The 18,122-nt window shown below is 48.4% G+C and carries 11 protein-coding genes; all 11 read left to right on the top strand.

Features of this window, described 5'->3' with window-relative positions:
* Positions 1-733 (top strand): zeta toxin family protein (locus VIM72_RS03350; protein WP_332001455.1); only part of this gene is annotated, 733 nt, incomplete at its 5' end.
* Between the two features lie 397 nt (positions 734-1,130).
* Positions 1,131-3,509: an ABC transporter permease gene (locus tag VIM72_RS03345; RefSeq protein WP_332001454.1), complete on the top strand. Its 2,379-nt coding sequence runs from the start codon at positions 1,131-1,133 to the stop codon at positions 3,507-3,509.
* 270 nt (positions 3,510-3,779) lie between these two features.
* Positions 3,780-4,193, top strand: a complete 414-nt coding sequence (locus VIM72_RS03340) for a c-type cytochrome (protein ID WP_332001453.1) — start codon at positions 3,780-3,782, stop codon at positions 4,191-4,193.
* Positions 4,194-4,209: 16 nt separating this feature from the next.
* Positions 4,210-6,468 (top strand): DUF7133 domain-containing protein, encoded by a 2,259-nt coding sequence (locus VIM72_RS03335; RefSeq protein ID WP_332001452.1) that lies wholly within the window; start codon positions 4,210-4,212, stop codon positions 6,466-6,468.
* A 287-nt stretch (positions 6,469-6,755) separates the two neighbouring features.
* Positions 6,756-9,227 carry a glycoside hydrolase family 95 protein gene (locus tag VIM72_RS03330; protein WP_332001451.1) on the top strand — a complete coding sequence of 824 codons (2,472 nt, stop codon included), beginning with the start codon at positions 6,756-6,758 and terminating at the stop codon, positions 9,225-9,227.
* A gap of 192 nt (positions 9,228-9,419) precedes the next feature.
* The gene (locus VIM72_RS03325; protein WP_332001450.1) at positions 9,420-9,989 is read left to right on the top strand and encodes an RNA polymerase sigma-70 factor; all 570 of its coding nucleotides are present in this window, start codon (positions 9,420-9,422) and stop codon (positions 9,987-9,989) included.
* An 89-nt stretch (positions 9,990-10,078) separates the two neighbouring features.
* A complete protein-coding gene (locus VIM72_RS03320; RefSeq protein ID WP_332001449.1) occupies positions 10,079-11,077 on the top strand; it encodes a FecR family protein in 999 nt (332 codons plus the stop codon).
* A gap of 296 nt (positions 11,078-11,373) precedes the next feature.
* Entirely contained in the window at positions 11,374-14,796 is a 3,423-nt protein-coding gene (locus VIM72_RS03315; protein WP_332001448.1) for a TonB-dependent receptor, read from the top strand.
* A gap of 13 nt (positions 14,797-14,809) precedes the next feature.
* A complete protein-coding gene (locus tag VIM72_RS03310; RefSeq protein ID WP_332001447.1) occupies positions 14,810-16,576 on the top strand; it encodes a RagB/SusD family nutrient uptake outer membrane protein in 1,767 nt (588 codons plus the stop codon).
* A 30-nt stretch (positions 16,577-16,606) separates the two neighbouring features.
* A complete protein-coding gene (locus tag VIM72_RS03305; protein ID WP_332001446.1) occupies positions 16,607-17,581 on the top strand; it encodes a BT_3987 domain-containing protein in 975 nt (324 codons plus the stop codon).
* A 43-nt stretch (positions 17,582-17,624) separates the two neighbouring features.
* On the top strand, positions 17,625-18,122 hold a 498-nt coding region (locus VIM72_RS03300), incomplete at its 3' end, for a GxGYxYP domain-containing protein (RefSeq protein WP_332001445.1).

The following is an 18,122-nucleotide window of genomic DNA, read 5'->3' as shown; positions in this document are numbered from 1 at the left end:
TGAAGAATCCAGGGCGCAATTAAGAAATGTAATTGTAAACGAGTTAATGCTCAAAACGAGGTTAGAGAATGATGACGATATTTGTTTAGGTAAGGGAGGAGCTTTACCTGTTAGCGGCATTGTCCGGAATAGACAAGCCTTTATCCTGGTTGGGTTACCTGCATCTGGTAAATCGTTTATTGCCTGCCATATAGCAGATAACTTTGGCGCGATAATTCTTGATGCAGATTTTGCAAAAAGAAAACTGCCGGAATACTCGGCATATACTTTTGGAGCTTCGTTAGTGCATGAAGAGTCAAGTATGATAATTTCGAACCCTGACCCACAAATACCTTCTTTAGCATTGAAGTGCATTGATTTGGAATATAACCTCCTCTTTCCAAAAATAGGACAAGACATAAATAGGATAATAGATTTAGCTAAGTTTTTACACTCCCGGAAGTATGAAGTGCATCTGACTTTAGTTTCTCTTCTAAGACAGAAAGCAACTATTCGCGCAATTCATAGGTATTATGAGACAAAGAGATATGTTCCAATAGGGTTAATATTTGATGGCTATGGGAATGATCCCTGCCTGACCTATTATGTAGTAAAAAATAAGTTATATAATTTTATTTCCAGTTATGGTGCAATTTCTACAGACGTTCCTAAAGGGCAATTGCCATATTGCATTGATTTATTGTATGATAACCCTGCCAAACTGTTCGAATTCCGTGAAAATGTCCTAATTTAGTCAATTATGAAGAGGAGATATCTTTCAAAATCAAGCAAAATTGGGAAGGCTGATGCGGCATCAAAAAAAATAAGAATCGCATCCCGTTCTAAAGAAAATGCCAGGTTGTGTGCTGAGGAAGAACTGTATGAACGATATGCCGCCGTAATGTCTTATCACTACCACTCTGAAGCAACAGAAATCAGAAATCTGATTACTGCTGCGAACGCAGGGAAGCCTATACTTTAATCATCCTTTCCCTGTTCATTTCCGGACATCCCCTGGCCAAATCCGGACAAATTATAAATCTCCCTTATTCAATTTCCCCTGATTTTAATGCTTCGCTTCGCTGGCATTTTGTTAGCTGTGTTCCGCGGATCTTGTGCGACCGGTATTTCCAATCTCCAACTTTCTTTCCATGCTTAAAAACTATCTCAAAATTGCCTGGCGCAATCTCTGGAGAAATAAAGTGTTTTCTTTTATCAATGTAATGGGCCTCACTATTGGCCTTACTGCCTGTTTTTTCATTTTCCTGTATGTTCATTTTGAACTGAGCTATGATAAATTTCATAGCAAAGGAAACCGTATTTACCAGGTCACCTGCGATGTAAAAACACCCAGTGAAACGATCAAAGGAGGTATTACACCCTGGCCTTTTGGTCCGAATATGCAACGCGATTTCCCCGAGATAGAAGCCTTTACCCGCTTTAGTAATGCCAACCTGCTGGTAAAGAAAGGAAACCTGAGCTTCCAGGAAGAACACTCGTTATTTGCCGATTCATCCATCTTCCGTGTATTTGATTTCAAACTGGTATACGGGAACCCGGCTACGGCGCTGAAAGAACTGAACAGTGTAGTGATGAGTAAAACGGCGGCAAAGAAATATTTCGGAGACAAAGATCCGGTTGGAGAAACGATACAGCTTACCGGCGATTTAATGCCCGCAACGGTGACCGGCGTGATGGAGGATATGCCGCAGAATTCACAGATCAAGGCAGATATGCTGGTGTCAATGTACTCGCTGGTAAAACTGAATCCAGGTATTGATGAGGCATGGGGCAATTTTGGCGCAACCACTTTCCTGTTGCTCAAACCCAATACAGATCCTGCTGAATTAACGGCCAAATTCCCGGATTTTGTAGAACGTCATAACGGCGATGAAAGAAGAAAGGCAAAGATGTTCTATACTATCATGCTGCAACCCCTGGAACAGATCTACCTGCATTCCGACAGGCCCGCTTTTGAGAACGGCAGTATGACCAATGTGTACATTTTTTCCATTATCGCCATCTTTATCCTGTTTATTGCCTGTATAAACTTTATCAACCTCACTACCGCAAGATCGGTGGAACGCGCAAAGGAGATAGGTATACGCAAAGTGGTGGGCGCTACCCGTGTGGAACTGATCCGGCAATTCATAGGAGAATGTGTATTACTCTGCCTGATGGCTTTTGTGTTTACAATCATACTGTTTGTAGCCCTGTTGCCTGCCTTTAACCTGCTGGCGGGTAAAACCATCAGTACCGGCTTGTTTGCCAATACCTGGTATATTGGGATATTACTGGTAGCCGCTATCAGTATAGGATTGCTGGCAGGCGTGTACCCAGCCCTGGTGCTGTCGGCGTTCCGGCCCGTGACGGTGCTGAAAGGCCGTTTTGCCAACAGTACAAAAGGCATCTTCCTGCGCAAGGGATTGGTGATAACACAGTTTGCCATTTCCATTGCATTGATTACAGGTACTATTGTGGTGTATCTTCAAATGCACTATGTACATAACAAAGACCTGGGCTTTAATAAAGAACAGGTGCTGGTAATAGATACCCATGGCGATCCTGCAAAGCACCACTTCAGCGAAGCCATTGCAGATATTCCGAAAGTAACTTCGGTATGCGTTTCTTCAGGTATCCCCGGCGGCCAAACCAATGGCGCTTATTCAGAGATACAGAATAAACAGGGAGAAATGCAGGTAGCTAACCTGGACCTGTATTCCGTGGATTACAATTTCTTGCGGCAGTATAACATGAAGATAGTGGCCGGCCGCGGATTTTCACGGGATTTTGGCAGCGATTCCTCGCACGCGCTGGTGATCAACGAGGCCGCTGCAAAACTCTTTGGCTACGCTACCCCGGCGGAAGCCATTGGCAGAAGCTACCGGCAATGGGGCCACACCGGCACCATTATAGGTGTAGTGAAAGATTTTCATTTCCGCTCCCTGCAGGAAAATATAAAACCACTCACTATGCGCATGGAACCGCAGGATTGCGATATGGTATCGGTAAATGTGGCGCCCGGTAACCTGTCTGGCACCATTGCCGCCATTGAGCGCAAGTGGAAAACGCTGATGCCCAACCGCCCGTTCAATTATTTTTTCCTGGATGAATTCTTCGACAGGCAATACCGTTCTGAAGAACGTTTTGGAAAACTCTTTTTCAACTTTGCCGTGCTGGCAATTATTATTTCCTGTCTTGGGTTACTCGGACTGGCCTCCTACAGCGCTTTGCAGCGTACCCGGGAAATAGGCATCCGTAAGGTAATGGGCGCATCTGTAACAGATATCGTAAACCTGTTATCCAAAGATTTCCTTAAACTGGTGCTTATCTCCTTCGTCATAGCCACCCCTGTGGCATGGTACTTCATGCACAAATGGCTACAGGCATTTGCCTACCGGATCAGTATCGGCTGGTGGGTATTTGCCTTATCCGGTTTCATTGCCCTTGTTATTGCTATCGGTACTATCAGCTACCAGGCGTTGAAAGCCGCATTGGCAGATCCCGTGAAAAGCATGCGGGCTGAATAGCCTGGCGATAGCTATTCATATATTTCTTTCAGTATCCCGGGGCTTGGTATAAGCAACGACTGGCAAACCATTTCCTGAACTTATCCTGATCCCCCGTTTGAAAGGAAATTAATGCGTTCATTAATGTCTTAACGACTTTTTTTTGTCTTTTTTTTCCGGAAATACCCGGATTAATCTTTTATTAGTCATTTATTATCGCTTCCCGCTTTACTTGCACAGGCATTAGCAAAATCAATCAATTGGTTGTATTTTATAAAAACTGATGACGATATGAAACGTTTAGCTATTCCGTTTTTTTTAATGATGTGTGTAATGGGTACCGTTAATGCCCAAACGAAACCGGCTGCGGGAAAGGCGCCTGCTAAAACTGCCCCTTCCGCCAAAACCAAAACGACCGCCGCGCCGGTCATTAAGCCACAGGATATTGAAGAGGGCAAAATGTTACTCACCAAATCCGATTGCCTGGCCTGTCATAAGGTGGATACCAAAGTAGTAGGGCCTGCTTATATGGATGTGGCGAAGAAATACCCGTATTCCACGGCTAACGTAGACCTGTTGTCGTCTAAGATCATCAACGGCGGCTCCGGCGCCTGGGGCGCAGTGCCCATGGCGGCACATCCTTCGCTGGCGGCTGCAGATGTAAAAAAAATGGTGACGTATATTCTCTCTTTAAATGCTAAATAAATAAAGTTCCACGTTCATGAAAAGAAACTCATTACTGGTACTGGTACTCGCCGGGTTCAGCCTGTTTATCTATCAATGTAAAGTATCCAACAAAACAACCGGCATTAAGAAAGATGCAGCCGGTAATATTATTGTCAACCCCCATCCTTCCCCCGCTTATCAAACGGTAAAGGAAAGTATGAAATCCATCCAGGTACCGGAAGGATATCACCTGCAGCTGGTAGCCAGCGAACCGATGATTAAGGAACCGGTGGCCATCGTCTGGGATGGCAACGCCAGGATGTATGTGGCGGAAATGCGTACCTATATGCAGGATATCAACGGTACCGGTGAAAACCTGCCCATCTGCCGCATCTCGTTACTGGAAGATACCAACGGCGATGGCGCCATGGATAAAAGCTCCACGTTCATCGACAGCCTCGTGCTGCCCCGCATGATGTTGTGCATAGGACATAAACTGCTGGTAAACGAAACCTTTACCTATAATATCAGGAGTTATGAAGATACCAACGGCGACGGCGTGGCAGATGTGAAAGAACTGGTCTACGAAAACAACAAACCGGATACCCGCAACCTGGAACATCAGAAGAGCGGCCTGGTGTGGAATATCGACAACTGGATCTATGTAAGCTGCGATCCTGTGCGCTACCGGTATATTGGTGGTAAACTGGTGCCGGATAGTTTAACCAATTCCCCCGGCGGGCAATGGGGATTAGGAAATGATGATTATGGAAGATTGTTTTTTTCCAGTGCAGGCGCCGAAATTCCGGCGCTGGGCTTCCAGATCAACCCCGTTTATGGTTTCCTGAATCCCGGCGACCAGTATAACCGCGATTTCCTGGCGGTATGGCCTATCATTGCCACTCCCGATGTACAGGGAGGCATGAACCGTCTCCGCCCGGATACTACGCTCAATCATTTTACCGCCAGCTGCGGCCAGTCGGTTTTCAGGGGAGATGCGTTGCCTGCTGATCTTAAAGGCGACCTGCTGATCTGTGAGCCGGTAGGCCGTTTGATCCGCCGCGCGAAAGTAACCGATGTAGATGGAAAGATCACGCTGAAGAATGCTTACGATGGTCAGCGGGAATTTATCACTTCCTACGACATGAACTTCCGCCCGGTGAACACTACTACCGGCCCTGACGGATGCCTGTATATTGTGGATATGTACCGCGGCATTATCCAGGAAGCCACCTGGACAGCAGAAGGCAGCTTCCTGCGCCCCCGCATCCTGCAAAAAGGACTGGAGAAAAATATTGGCCGCGGCCGCATCTACCGCCTGGTGCACGATGGCTATAAACCCGGCGCCAAACCCAAACTGCTGGACGCTCCCGGCAGCACGCTCATCACTTACCTGGATCATGCCAACGGCTGGTGGAGAGACAATGCACAAAAGGAGATAATTGCCAACGGCGATATGTCGGTAGTGCCCGACCTCAAACTCATTGCCACCGGCAAACATGCCACTATTGGTAAAAATAACGGCGCACTGGCGCGGATCCATGCATTGTGGACCCTGGAAGGACTGCACGCTATTGATAAGCCCACCCTGTTCGCTGCGCTCGGCGATGCGGATGCACAGGTAAGAAAAGCCGCCGTGTGGATCAGTGAAACTTACCTGAAAAAAGACGATGAAGAAGTGATCGGCAAACTGGCTTCACTGCAAAATGACCCCGCCGCCGCAGTGCAGGTGCAGCTGGTATTATCATTGTCCGTGAGCAGATCTGAGCAGGCAAAAGCTATACAAACCGCTATGGTAAGCCATTCCGCTTATACGAAAATGCTGAACAGCGTTGCTAACAGCGTGGAGGTGAATAACAATACCAAACTGTTTGGCAGCCGCCTTGCCAATATGCCGGCGGCGCACCGTAATCTTATCCTGAATGGGGCCAATATCTACAAACAGCTTTGTTCCACCTGTCATGGCCCGGATGGAAAAGGCATCGTGGTAGGAGGAGGCAGCGCAGCTGCGCCGCCATTTGTAGGGTCCAAACGGGTTAACGGCGACAAAGAGCTGATGATGAAAATATTGCTCAATGGACTATCCGGCCCCATCGATGGTAAAACCTATACCGATGTAATGGCTCCTTTCGGCGCCACCAACACTGATGAATGGGTGGCATCCATACTAAGTTATGTACGTTACAATTTCGGGAAGGCGGAGAGAGGAAAGTCGCCGGTCGTAGATGTGGAAAGCGTAAAGAAAATGAGAGCCGCCACCGCCGGCCGCGATAAATTCTGGACACTCGAAGAGCTGGAGCAGTCTGCCCGCTAAACCCATCAACAATACCATACTAATCCCCTGCTAACTGGCAGGGGATTATGCTATTAATGAAAACGTATTTTATTTTCAACTATGCACAGCCAATTATAAATTGTATTTTGATGCGGTCATACGCCAATCAAGGTTCATCATTAGCACTCAGGAAAACTTACCTGCTGCATTCCGGCATCTTAAAAGGAGATGTTTTAAAATAATGATCAGCAGTAAGCCCGATAACCAGTCCGGCGTTTTAAAAGAAAACCTGCCGGAGTATTATATTCCACTTAATAAAAAATTTCATGCGAAGGCACACACACCGTATAGCCGTTTGCGCTATAGCATTCTTCACATCGCTTCCTGCATTGGCGCAGCGCCCAGAGCTGAAGCTAAAGTACAATCACCCCTCGGGCAAGGTATGGGAGGCAGCCCTGCCGGTAGGCAATGGCCGCCTGGCCGCCATGGTATACGGCAACCCGGAGAGCGAACTGATACGGCTAAACGAAAATACCGTATGGAGCGGAAGCCCTAACCGCAACGATAATCCCCATGCGCTGGCAGCACTGCCGGAAATCAGGCAGCTGATATTCGACGGCAAAATGAAAGAAGCCAGCCAGATGGCCGCAAAAAATATCCAGTCGGAAAAGATCAACGGCATGTGTTATCAGCCGGTAGGGGACCTGCAACTGGATTTCCCCGGGCACAACCAGTACTCCGGCTATGCAAGGGAGCTGGACCTGCAAACAGCGGTAGCTGCCACCAGCTACACGGTAAACGGCGTAAAATACACCCGGCAGGTATTTGCTTCCATTCCGGACCAGGCAATTATTATACAGCTTACGGCCAGTAAGCCCCGCAGCATTACTTTTAACGCCGGCATGAAAAGCCCGCAAAAATCGAGCGTAGTTACCAGCGGTAATAATGAACTGGTATTATCCGGTACCAGCGGCGATAAAGACGGCGTACCCGGCAAGGTGAAGTTCCAGTCGCAGATAAGGTTTAAAGCCAGCGGTGGAAAAACCACCGCTGATGGCAATACTATCAGTATAACCAATGCAGATGCAGTGACCATTTACGTTTCCATTGCCACCAACTTTGTAAACTATGCAGATATCAGCGCCGATGAAGCAAAGCGTACCACCGCCTATATGCAAAAGGTATGGCCAAAGCATTTCGCCGGTTTACTGAAAGATCATATTGCCGCCTACCAGCGTTACTTTAACCGGGTACAACTGGATCTGGGCACTACTGATTCTATCAAAAACCCAACAGATATCCGTGTAAGGGATTTCAGGGAAGCGAATGATCCGCAGCTGGTAACGCTGTATTTCCAGTTTGGCAGGTACCTGCTTATTGCTGCATCACAACCAGGCGGGCAGCCTGCCAATCTGCAGGGCATCTGGAACCCGCTGATGAACCCACCCTGGGGCAGTAAGTATACCATCAACATCAATGCGGAAATGAATTACTGGCCGGCGGAAGAAACCAATCTTCCTGAAATGCATGAGCCGCTGATACAAATGGTGAAAGACCTGTCTGTTACCGGCCGGGAAACCGCCAGGGTAATGTATGGCGCCGGCGGATGGGTAGCCCATCACAACACAGACCTATGGCGTATTACAGGCCCGGTAGACGGGATCTATTCTGCCATGTGGCCCATGGGCGGCGCATGGTTAAGCCGGCATACCTGGGAGAAGTACCTGTTCAACGGCGATAAGCAATACCTGCAAACGGTATATCCTGCATTGAAAGGCGCTGCACAGTTTTACCTGGATTTCCTGGTAGAAGAGCCCGTGCATAAATGGCTGGTGGTATCCCCCTCGATGTCGCCGGAAAATAATCCTAAAGCCTATCCCGGTATATCGATCGCCGCAGGCGCTACGATGGATAATCAACTGGTATTTGATCTCTTTACCAATACCATTCGTGCAGCAGAGATCTTACATACGGATGAAGCATTGATAGAAAAAATGAAAGCTGCGCGCAAACGCCTGCCACCTATGCAGGTAGGGCAGTATAACCAGTTGCAGGAATGGCTGCAGGACCTGGATAACCCGAACGATAAGCACCGTCACGTGTCTCATTTATTTGGGTTGTATCCGGCCAACCAGATCTCTCCTTACCGCACGCCCGTTCTGTTCAGCGCTGCCCGTACCTCCCTGCTGCAACGCGGCGATATTTCCACGGGCTGGTCTATGGGCTGGAAAGTGAATCTCTGGGCGCGTTTGCTGGATGGTAACCATGCGTGGAAACTGATCAAAGATCAGCTTACGCCTGCAGGTGTCAACAAAGGAGAGAACAGTGGCGGAGGTACCTATCCTAATTTATTTGATGCGCATCCTCCTTTCCAGATCGACGGGAACTATGGTTGTACCGCGGGCATTTGTGAAATGCTGCTGCAAAGCCAGGATGGCGCCGTTCACCTGTTGCCGGCGCTTCCGGGCGACTGGAAGAATGGCCGTGTAAGCGGCTTACGCGCACGTGGTGGTTTTGAGATCAAAGAAATGGTGTGGGAAAATGGCCAGCTGAGTAAAGTTACCATCCGCTCCACACTCGGCGGCAACTGCCGTTTACGGGTACCCAATGCGCTGAAGGAAAACGGGCAGTTGAAACCCGCTTCGGGTGAGCAAACCAATCCGTTCTTCCAGGTGGAGCCAACAGCAGCTGCGCTGGTAAGCGAAAAAGCAAAGGTGGAGGAACTGCCTTTGCCGAATACCATCCTGTATGACCTGGAAACGCAGCCGGGGAAAACGTATACATTTGTAAAACAATAACTGATCAATCCTCTGAAATAACAACAAAGACCGGTGGAGCATTTCCGCCGGTCTTTGTTGTTTACGGCTGTACGATCTTGAAAAAATAGCTTACTTTCGGCTTACAGCGCCGCATGGCAATGTAGAGAGGCAGCAGCAAAATCAACCACTTTTATCATTTTATCAGGCGATTTGGAAAATACAGCAAAATCATTGGATGTTCAATTAATTCTCCGGTTGCAGGCGGGAGATGAAACGGCATTCCGTGAAGTATTTGACCGGTTTAGCCAGAAAATATACGGATTGGCCTGTCATTTCCTGAAAAACAAAGAACATGGCAAGGAGGTGGTGCAGGAAACCATGCTGCGGCTCTGGGAGCACCGGGCAAAGCTGGATACAGGTTATGCACTGGCGCCTTATATCTATACCATTGCACGAAGGGTTACCCTGAACCTGCTTCGGCAGGCCGCCAGCAGCCGCGCCGCAACCATAAAGCTCTGGCAATCTGTTTCCGCTTACCACAATGAAACGGAAGAAACCATACTGGGAGCCGATCTTGAAAGGGTTACCGGGCAAATACTGGATATACTGCCGCCCCAGCAACGGGAAGTGTTCCGCCTTAGCCGGTTTGAAGGGCTCACCTATGAAGAAATAGCCACCCGCATGAACATCTCCGTTCATACTGTTAAATATCATATGATGGCTGCGCTGAAAGTGTTGCGCACCCATTTTAATGAAGCCGAGATCATTTTTGGTTTCATGGTCATCTCCCTTTTATTTTAAAAAAATATTTTTTCTGACTACCCGGTACCTGCTCCTTGCGTGTATTGCATTATACCGGCCTTTTTCTGCCGGGATAAATTGTATTTCACGTGGATGAAAATCGCATACAACTTCTATTGACAAAACTGGCAGGTAACACCATCAATGAAGAGGAATTTGAAGAATTGATGCAGGTGTTACGGCAGGCGGGATCTGATGATGCCATTCAGCCGCCATTCGATAAAACCTGGTCGGATCTTGCGCCGGCCACGCAGCTGCCGCCAGCGGATATGCAATCACTATATGAGCAGATCAGAGAAAATCCGCGGTTTTCCCGGGCGGAGGCAACGCCTGTTTTAAGGCCCCGACGCTGGCTTGCCTATGCAGCTGCCGTAATGGTGCTGATAGGAGCAGGGCTGACCGCCTGGTTGTTTATGAAACCCCGGACAAAACCTGCCCTGGTATATGAAGAAGTAAAGGCGCCCGCAGGAGGGCGGATCCGGTTGTTACTGGAAGACAGCACCGAGGTATGGCTGAATAACGGCAGCAAACTACGGTACCCGGTTGCTTTTACCGGCAATACCCGGGAATTATATGTAGAAGGGGAAGCCTGTTTCGATGTTACCCGCAGGGATCAGCAACCCTTTATTGTGCATAGCGGGAATGTGGCGGTAAAAGTATTGGGAACGGTATTTAATATACAGGCTTATCAACATGCGCCCCTGGCAGTAACGGTTGTCAGCGGAAAAGTAAGTGTGGCAGCAGGAGCTACTGCTTTAGGTACTGTGCATCCCAACGAAAAACTGGAGTATGAACCGGTAAGCCGCCAGGCAAAGATTATTACCGTAGCTGCGGCAGACCTGCTTGCCTGGAAAAAAGGAGAGCTGATCATGGATAATGTAACCATGGAGCAGGCCGCCGCCATCATTGGGCGCTGGTATAATGTGCAGGTGGAACTGGGTAATAACGCCATTCGCAACTGCCGTTTTTCCCTTTCCTTTTTACATGGAGAAAATATCCGGGAAGTACTGAAGATGATCTGTGAGCTGAACGGGTATTCCTGGAAGATGAACGGCAATACCATTGTTATCAATGGAAAAGGCTGTTAACATTGTTTACTTGTATTCATCATCATAATCACTTACCATGAAAATGTTCCATTTCGACTAGCCCGCACAACGGCAAAAAAAACGTTATGAAATCAGTTTAAAAAGTATCGCCGTGGAGGCAACCACGACGATACCTGAAAGTTGGTTACAGGTACAGGCAAGTACCGGTAACCGGTGGTTTTTAAACTCAGTATGTCAACCGATTAAAACCGAACAAATCTATGATTTTTTCAGTAAGTAAGGGACGGATGCGCCCTTATGAGCGTCTTATCCTGAACAAAACAATCCTTTGGATTATGAGATGTTCCACGATAACACTGGCTATATTGCTTTGTTGCTGTGAGCTGTTGATGGCTGGCAGAACCAACGGCCAGGATATCCACCAAACCAAAATTGCATTGAGCGTTTCAGGTAAAAGCCTGGAGGCCACGTTAAAAGAAATTGAACAGCGAACAGATTTCCGTTTTGGTTACAGGGCGGCAGAACTGAGCCATATAGGCCAGGTGAACCTTCCCGCAGGCACCCGTACAGTTGCCGCCATATTGGATATTCTGCTGGCCAAAACAAATCTTACGTACCGGCAAAACGACCGGTATATTTTTATTGTGCCTAAGCCGGCCCCGCCTAAAACCGTTGTGCAGGAAAAACGTATAACCGGTACCGTTACCTCTGCAAAAGGCGAATTGCTGCCCGGGGTGAACGTACGGCTGAAAGGTACTGCCACCGGCGTAAATACCGATGCGGAAGGCCGCTTTAATATTCCCGTGGGCAACAATAACAATGCTGTACTGGTATTTTCCTATATAGGATTTGTTACGAAAGAAGTGCCTGTAGAAGGGCAATCCCACATCGACGTGCAGCTGAAGGAAGGCTCCACAGCGCTTGGAGAAGTAATTGTAGTAGGATATGGCACACAACAGAAAGCCACCACCACCGCGGCAGTATCTACCGTAAAAGGAAAGGATTTTGCACAAAAACCGGTGGTCAACCTTACCAATAACCTGGTGGGCCGCGCCCCTGGAATTATTGCAGACCAGGGTAGCGGGGAGCCCGGCCAGGATGGCTCCAGGCTTCGCATCCGTGGTACCTCCACGCTTGGTAACGCTAACCCCTTGCTGGTAGTGGATGGTATTTACCGCGATTTCTCGCGGCTGGACCCTGCTTCCATTGAATCCATTACTATCCTGAAAGACGCTGCGGCAGTAGCGCCCTACGGCCTGGCCGGCGCCAACGGCGTAATACTGGTAACCACCAAAAAAGGTAAAACCGGTGCGCCTGCATTGTCTTATAACGGTTACGTAGGACTGCAGAACCCAACCCGTATGCCCCGTATGGTCAATTCATGGGAATATGCACTCCTGAGTAATGAAGCCAACCGCAACAGCGGGCTGAATCCCGCATTTACAGCGGAAGAAGTGGAACAGTATAAAAAAACAGTGACCGGCGCAGCAGATGCTGATCCCGATAAATACCCCAACAGCAGCGGGCTTCGGGACGTAATACAAAGAAATGCGCTGCTCACCAATCACAATGTGCAGCTTTCCGGCGGAACCGAAAAGATCAGGTATTTCACTGCACTTGGCTATACTAATCAACAAGGTCAGTTTTCCACCACCAACCTGAAAAAATATAACGTGCTGGCTAACCTGGATGTACAGGCCACGAGTACCACCCGTGTAGGTTTATCGCTGAGCGGCTGGGTGGAAGACCAGCAATATTCCGGTTATGCTGATCCCTATAATGGAGATGCCAACAACCGTTATGCTGCCGCCGGCGGAGGGATCATGTACCAGGCGTTCAGAACGCCGCCAACTTCTGCTATTTATTACAGCAACGGTTTATGGGGAAGCTATATCACCAACTCCCTGGTTGGTACTATTAACCATAGCGGTTATGTGAAAAATGAGAATACACAAATTATGACCGCCTTTTCTGTGGAACAGCAGCTGCCTTTCCTGAAAGGCCTCAGCATCAAAGGAGTAGCCAGCTATGATCCCTATACTACCTATACCAAAGTATGGCAAACGCCTATACCCACTTACAGCGTGAATTTCAGCACTAACCCTTACGAATATACGCAACGGCTCATAGGCCCGGCAAAGCCTTCGCTCCAGCTGAGCAACAGTCAGAATAAAGCCTTCACCTACCAGGGATATATCAATTACCACAACACGTTCGGCGCACATGATGTTACCTTCCTCGGCGTGGCGGAATCCCGGATCCAGAAAGGCTGGAACCTGGATGCCAGCAGGAGGAACTACCCGATAGATATTGATGAACTGGACAGGGGCGGGGTAGCCAACGGCGATATCAACAACGGCGGTTCTTCCTCCGAACAGCGGCAGGTAGGATATGTATACCGGTTAAGCTATTCATATGCAGGTAAGTACCTGGCAGAAGTATCCGGCAGGTATGACGGGCACTATTATTTTGCGCCTGGCCGTAAATATGGTTTCTTCCCCGCGTTTTCACTGGGCTGGAACATAGGCCAGGAGAACTTTATAAAAGATCGTTACAGCTGGATCAATTTGTTAAAGATCCGGGCTTCCTATGGAGAATCCGGTAATCTTGCCGGAGGACCATTCCAGTATATGAGCGGTTATGCTGTGTACAACAATGCGGCAGTACTGGGCAATGTGCTGACCACAGGAATTTATGAAACGATCCAGGGAAATGCGGCGATTACCTGGGAGCGGGCCAGGAAAACGGATATAGGTGTGGATGGAATACTATGGAATGGCGGTCTCACCTTCGGTGTGGATTATTTCTATGAAAAACGTTCCAACATGCTGGTGCCTCCTACAGTAACCGTACCGGCGGAATACGGCACCGGGCTGTCTGAATTAAATGCCGCCATCATGAGCAACCAGGGTATTGAACTGAGCCTGGGTACTGCACATACTTTTTCCAATGGGTTAAAGCTGGAAGTAAACGGCAACTTCACCTATGCGCAGAACAAGCTGCTACAGGTATTTGAATCAGATGCCACATTTAATAATCCCAACCGCCGCCGTACCGGCAGGGCTAATGGTACGCAGTTTGGATTGAAAGCGCTGGGTTATTTTAAACCGGATGATTTTAATGCAGATGGCACATTGAAGCCGGGTATCGCCTCCCTGGCCAACGCGCCGGTGAAACCCGGCGACCTGAAGTACGCAGATCTGAGTGGCCCTGATGGTAAGGCAGACGGTATAATTGATGATAATGATGAAACTGTGATTGGTCGCCCTAACGGTGTACCGCAGATGATCTTCGGCTTATCACCCGCATTATCCTGGAAAGGTTTTGATTTGAATTTCCTGTTACAGGGAGCTGCGCAAATCAGTTTACCAGTAGGGGGCAACCTGGTGTATCCTTTCGACCAGCAAGGCTCCGCCAGTAAGTTGTATTATGATAATCACTGGACGCCGGCCAACCCCAACGCATTGTACCCCCGTGTTACCAATCAGCCGGTAGCCTATAATACGCGGTTCTCTTCCTGGTGGGTGCGTGATGCAGCTTACCTGAAACTGAGAAGCGCTGAATTCGGTTACACTCTGCCGTCTTCCCTCAGCAGGCGCTGGTATATGCAGCAACTCCGCGTGTATGTTTCGGGACAGAACTTATGGACATGGACGCCGAATATGAAAGAAATGATCGACCCGGAAGCCCGCTCTTCCAACGGACAGTATTATTTCCAGCAACAGGTATTTTCATTTGGACTCAATGTAACCTTTTAAACAGCCAATACTCATGTTCAATATAAAACAATATGCTTTATTACTGATCGCCGTTTTCCTGCTTGCTTCCTGCAAGAAGGATTTCCTGGAGGTGGAAGCGCGCGACAGGGTAGGAGATGACGCCGTGTGGGCTTCTACCAATAATGCCGATCTTTTTCTCAATGATATTTATAACCAGTTACCGGATCTAAACAATGAAACGGAACACCTGGAACAGTATACCGATAATTCAGATGTAGGCGTTACCTGGATGGCCGGCTATGCCAGCATACGGGTAGCCAATATAACACCTTCCAACCTGCCGCGTGGCCCGTGGGATATGTGGTATTGGGGCAAGGAAAGCAACAACGACAGCCGTACCGGGAATTACGAGAAGATCCGTAAATGCAACCTCTTTATCACGAAAGTAGGCGCTTCTGCATTGCCGGACGATTATAAAAAAGAAAGGATCGCGGAAGCCCGTTTTTTGAGGGCCATGTATTATCACTGGTTATGGATGGCCTATGGCGGCGTGCCTGTTATTACCAATGTGCTGGATAACCTTACCCAGGGCGATGATATTTATGTTGCCAGAAGCACTTCAAAACAAACCTTTGAATTCCTCGATAAGGAACTGGGGGAAATTGCAGACATCTTACCGGAAAAACAGTCAGAGCCCGGCAGGGCCACCAAAGGCGCTGCACTTACATTAAAAGGATGGTGCGAATTGTTTTATGCCAGCCCTTTGCGCAACTCCGGTGATGTGGCTAACCCTGGAGGGGATCTTGAAAGATGGAAACTGGCTGCAAAAACCAATAAACAGGTAATGCAACTTGGGGTGTATGATCTTTATCCTGATTTCCGCAACCTGTTTCTCCGTGTGGGCAACAACAGCCCGGAATCCATCTTTGCCAGGCAATATATGGAAGGTAAAGGCGGACAGCTGGAAGGCAAGGAAGGCCCTACTATTGTAAACGGCGTACAGCAGGGCTGGGGCAATTTCCAGCCCACACAGGAACTGGTGGATGAATTTTCAATGGCTAACGGGAAAGCGATTTACGAACCAGGGTCCGGTTATAACCCACAGCAACCTTATATAGGAAGAGAAAAAAGATTTTATCAGACCATTCTCTTTAACGGTTCCCCCTGGCAGGGCGATACCCTCAGGATGGTAGTTGGGCTGGGAAGAAAAACGGCCAATGAAATTGACCTGGGATATACCAGCGATGTAACTCATACGGGCTACTATGCCTGTAAGCGCCTGGACGAAAAGATCCTGGGCAGCGATAACCGCGCCAACAGCACCTCTTACCAGAACTATATGTTTTTCCGTTTCGCGGAAGTGTTGCTCAGTTTTGCAGAAGCCGAGAACGAAGTGAATGGGCCTACGGCAGAAGTGCTGGCTGCAGTGAACAGGGTGCGTACACGCGCCGGTAATCTTCCAACAGTGGAAGCCACTTACGGAACAGTGAACAAGCAGCAGATGCGGGATATCATCCGTCGCGAGCGCCGGGTGGAACTGGCTTTTGAAGACAGGCGCTGGTGGGATGTATTACGCTGGAAAATAGCAGACCGTATGATGGATGGCTCAACGGGGGTATTAAACCGGCCGGAGAAAGGTATGGTTATAACGGGAACCACTACGCTTACTTATACACCAGTGAATGTGAGTAACCGGCTGTTCCTGCCAAAGATGTACACGATGCCGATTCCTCAGCATGTTCTGGACCGCAACCCGAAAATACGTGCCCAGAGCGGCGGGGAAGACAACTGGCAGAATGGGCAGAATCCCGGTTATTGATTATGCAGTCATCTCCTTAATTCCTTTTTTATGAAAAAGTCATCCAGCTATATTTTCTTCCTTTTTATTATTATTTCAGTTGCCTGTAAAAAAGACCGCTCCACTGTGTCAACGGTTTATATGCCCAACGCACTGGGTATAGTGAAGGTAACTTTTGAAATAGCAGATACCCCTTACATTGTACCGGTAAGTGCAGTGATTACCGGCAGCGAATACGCTACGGTGAGTAATGCCGTTGCCGGTAACGATGTCGTAGTACATTTTAAGGCCGACCCGGCGAAGGTGGATTTCTTTAATGAACAAAATGGTACCGACTACCGCGTATTGCCGGAAGGCAGTTACGAGATGCCGGCTGTTGCTACTATTGCCAGGGGTGCTTCGGTTACTGCTGCAACAGGTTTGAAGATCCATGCAAAAGGAAAAATAGATCCCTTCCAGGATTATATGATCCCGGTAAGCATTGAAAGCATTGATGGCGCCACAGCCAGCGCCTACCAGCAAACTACCTACTATGTTGTAAACGGTACTGCAGACCTGAACAGCATGGTACCTTATGATCAAACCAAATGGACCATTGCAGGCTTCTCCACAGAAGAACCCGCGGAAGGCGGCGGAAACGGGCTGGCCGCAAGGGCTATTGATGGTGATCCTGCTACTTTCTGGAATTCCAAATGGTCGGGTAGTGAGCCCGGCCCTCCCCATTATTTTATTGTGGATATGGGAGAAGAAAAAGCAGTACATGGCATCGGCATCATGGACCGTTATTTTGAAGGCAGCTGGCAAACCGATGGTCACGGCCAACCACAGGATATAACCGTTGCCGTTAGTACGGATAATGCCGCCTGGACAGAAGTGGCGGTATTAAAAGACATCCCGCATGATCCCGGGCAGCCCTGGTATAAATACTTTGTATCTACCCTGAAACAGGCGCGGTATGTGAAGTTCACCGTAACAAAAGTATATGGTACTTCCAGTACCAATATTGCAGAGGTACAGGTGTTTTAACGCTTCCATTTATTTTATCACAAACTGATTACATTTCTTTTTTATGAAGAATAGCCATACGCTTGCCTTTTTTGCAGCTATTATGCTGACAGTAGCCACTGCCTGCGGCAAAAAAAATACGAACGAAGTTCCTGTAACGCCACCACCGGGAACAGATACTGCTATATTGAAAACGGGAGTGCTACATCAGAAAGGTACTGCGCTCACGGCGTTGTGTGTGATCCCCGCCAGTATGCTTACAGCCGAGCAGAAAGTTCTGATTGCCACATTACAGGGGCTCGCAGCAAAAACCTCCGGCGAACAGATCTATATAGATGAAGGGGGGCCTTCTTCCGTATGGAAAAATTATCTCGCAGAAAAATATAAGATAAAAACAACCAATTACACATCGTGGGCAGAGCTGCTGAGGCACTTCGCTTCCAAAGTGAGTGGTTATGTGCTGTACAACCGCACTAAGAACATCCGTTCCCTTACTGCTGCTAATTCCCTGTGCGGCCCTATGAATGCGATTGCCGTGGATGCCAGCCTGGAAACGGCGGTT

The organism is Chitinophaga sp., from assembly GCF_036569185.1.
GTDB lineage: Bacteria > Bacteroidota > Bacteroidia > Chitinophagales > Chitinophagaceae > Chitinophaga.
This window is presented reverse-complemented; position numbering and strand designations above follow the sequence as displayed.

Excerpts from the sequence above, each read along its gene's own strand:
- VIM72_RS03345 (WP_332001454.1), top strand. The coding sequence starts at position 1,131 with ATGCTTAAAAACTATCTCAAAATTGCCTGGCGCAATCTCTGGAGAAAT.
- VIM72_RS03340 (WP_332001453.1), top strand. The coding sequence starts at position 3,780 with ATGAAACGTTTAGCTATTCCGTTTTTTTTAATGATGTGTGTAATGGGT.
- VIM72_RS03335 (WP_332001452.1), top strand. The coding sequence starts at position 4,210 with ATGAAAAGAAACTCATTACTGGTACTGGTACTCGCCGGGTTCAGCCTG.
- VIM72_RS03330 (WP_332001451.1), top strand. The coding sequence starts at position 6,756 with ATGCGAAGGCACACACACCGTATAGCCGTTTGCGCTATAGCATTCTTC.
- VIM72_RS03315 (WP_332001448.1), top strand. The coding sequence starts at position 11,374 with ATGAGATGTTCCACGATAACACTGGCTATATTGCTTTGTTGCTGTGAG.
- VIM72_RS03310 (WP_332001447.1), top strand. The coding sequence starts at position 14,810 with ATGTTCAATATAAAACAATATGCTTTATTACTGATCGCCGTTTTCCTG.
- VIM72_RS03305 (WP_332001446.1), top strand. The coding sequence starts at position 16,607 with ATGAAAAAGTCATCCAGCTATATTTTCTTCCTTTTTATTATTATTTCA.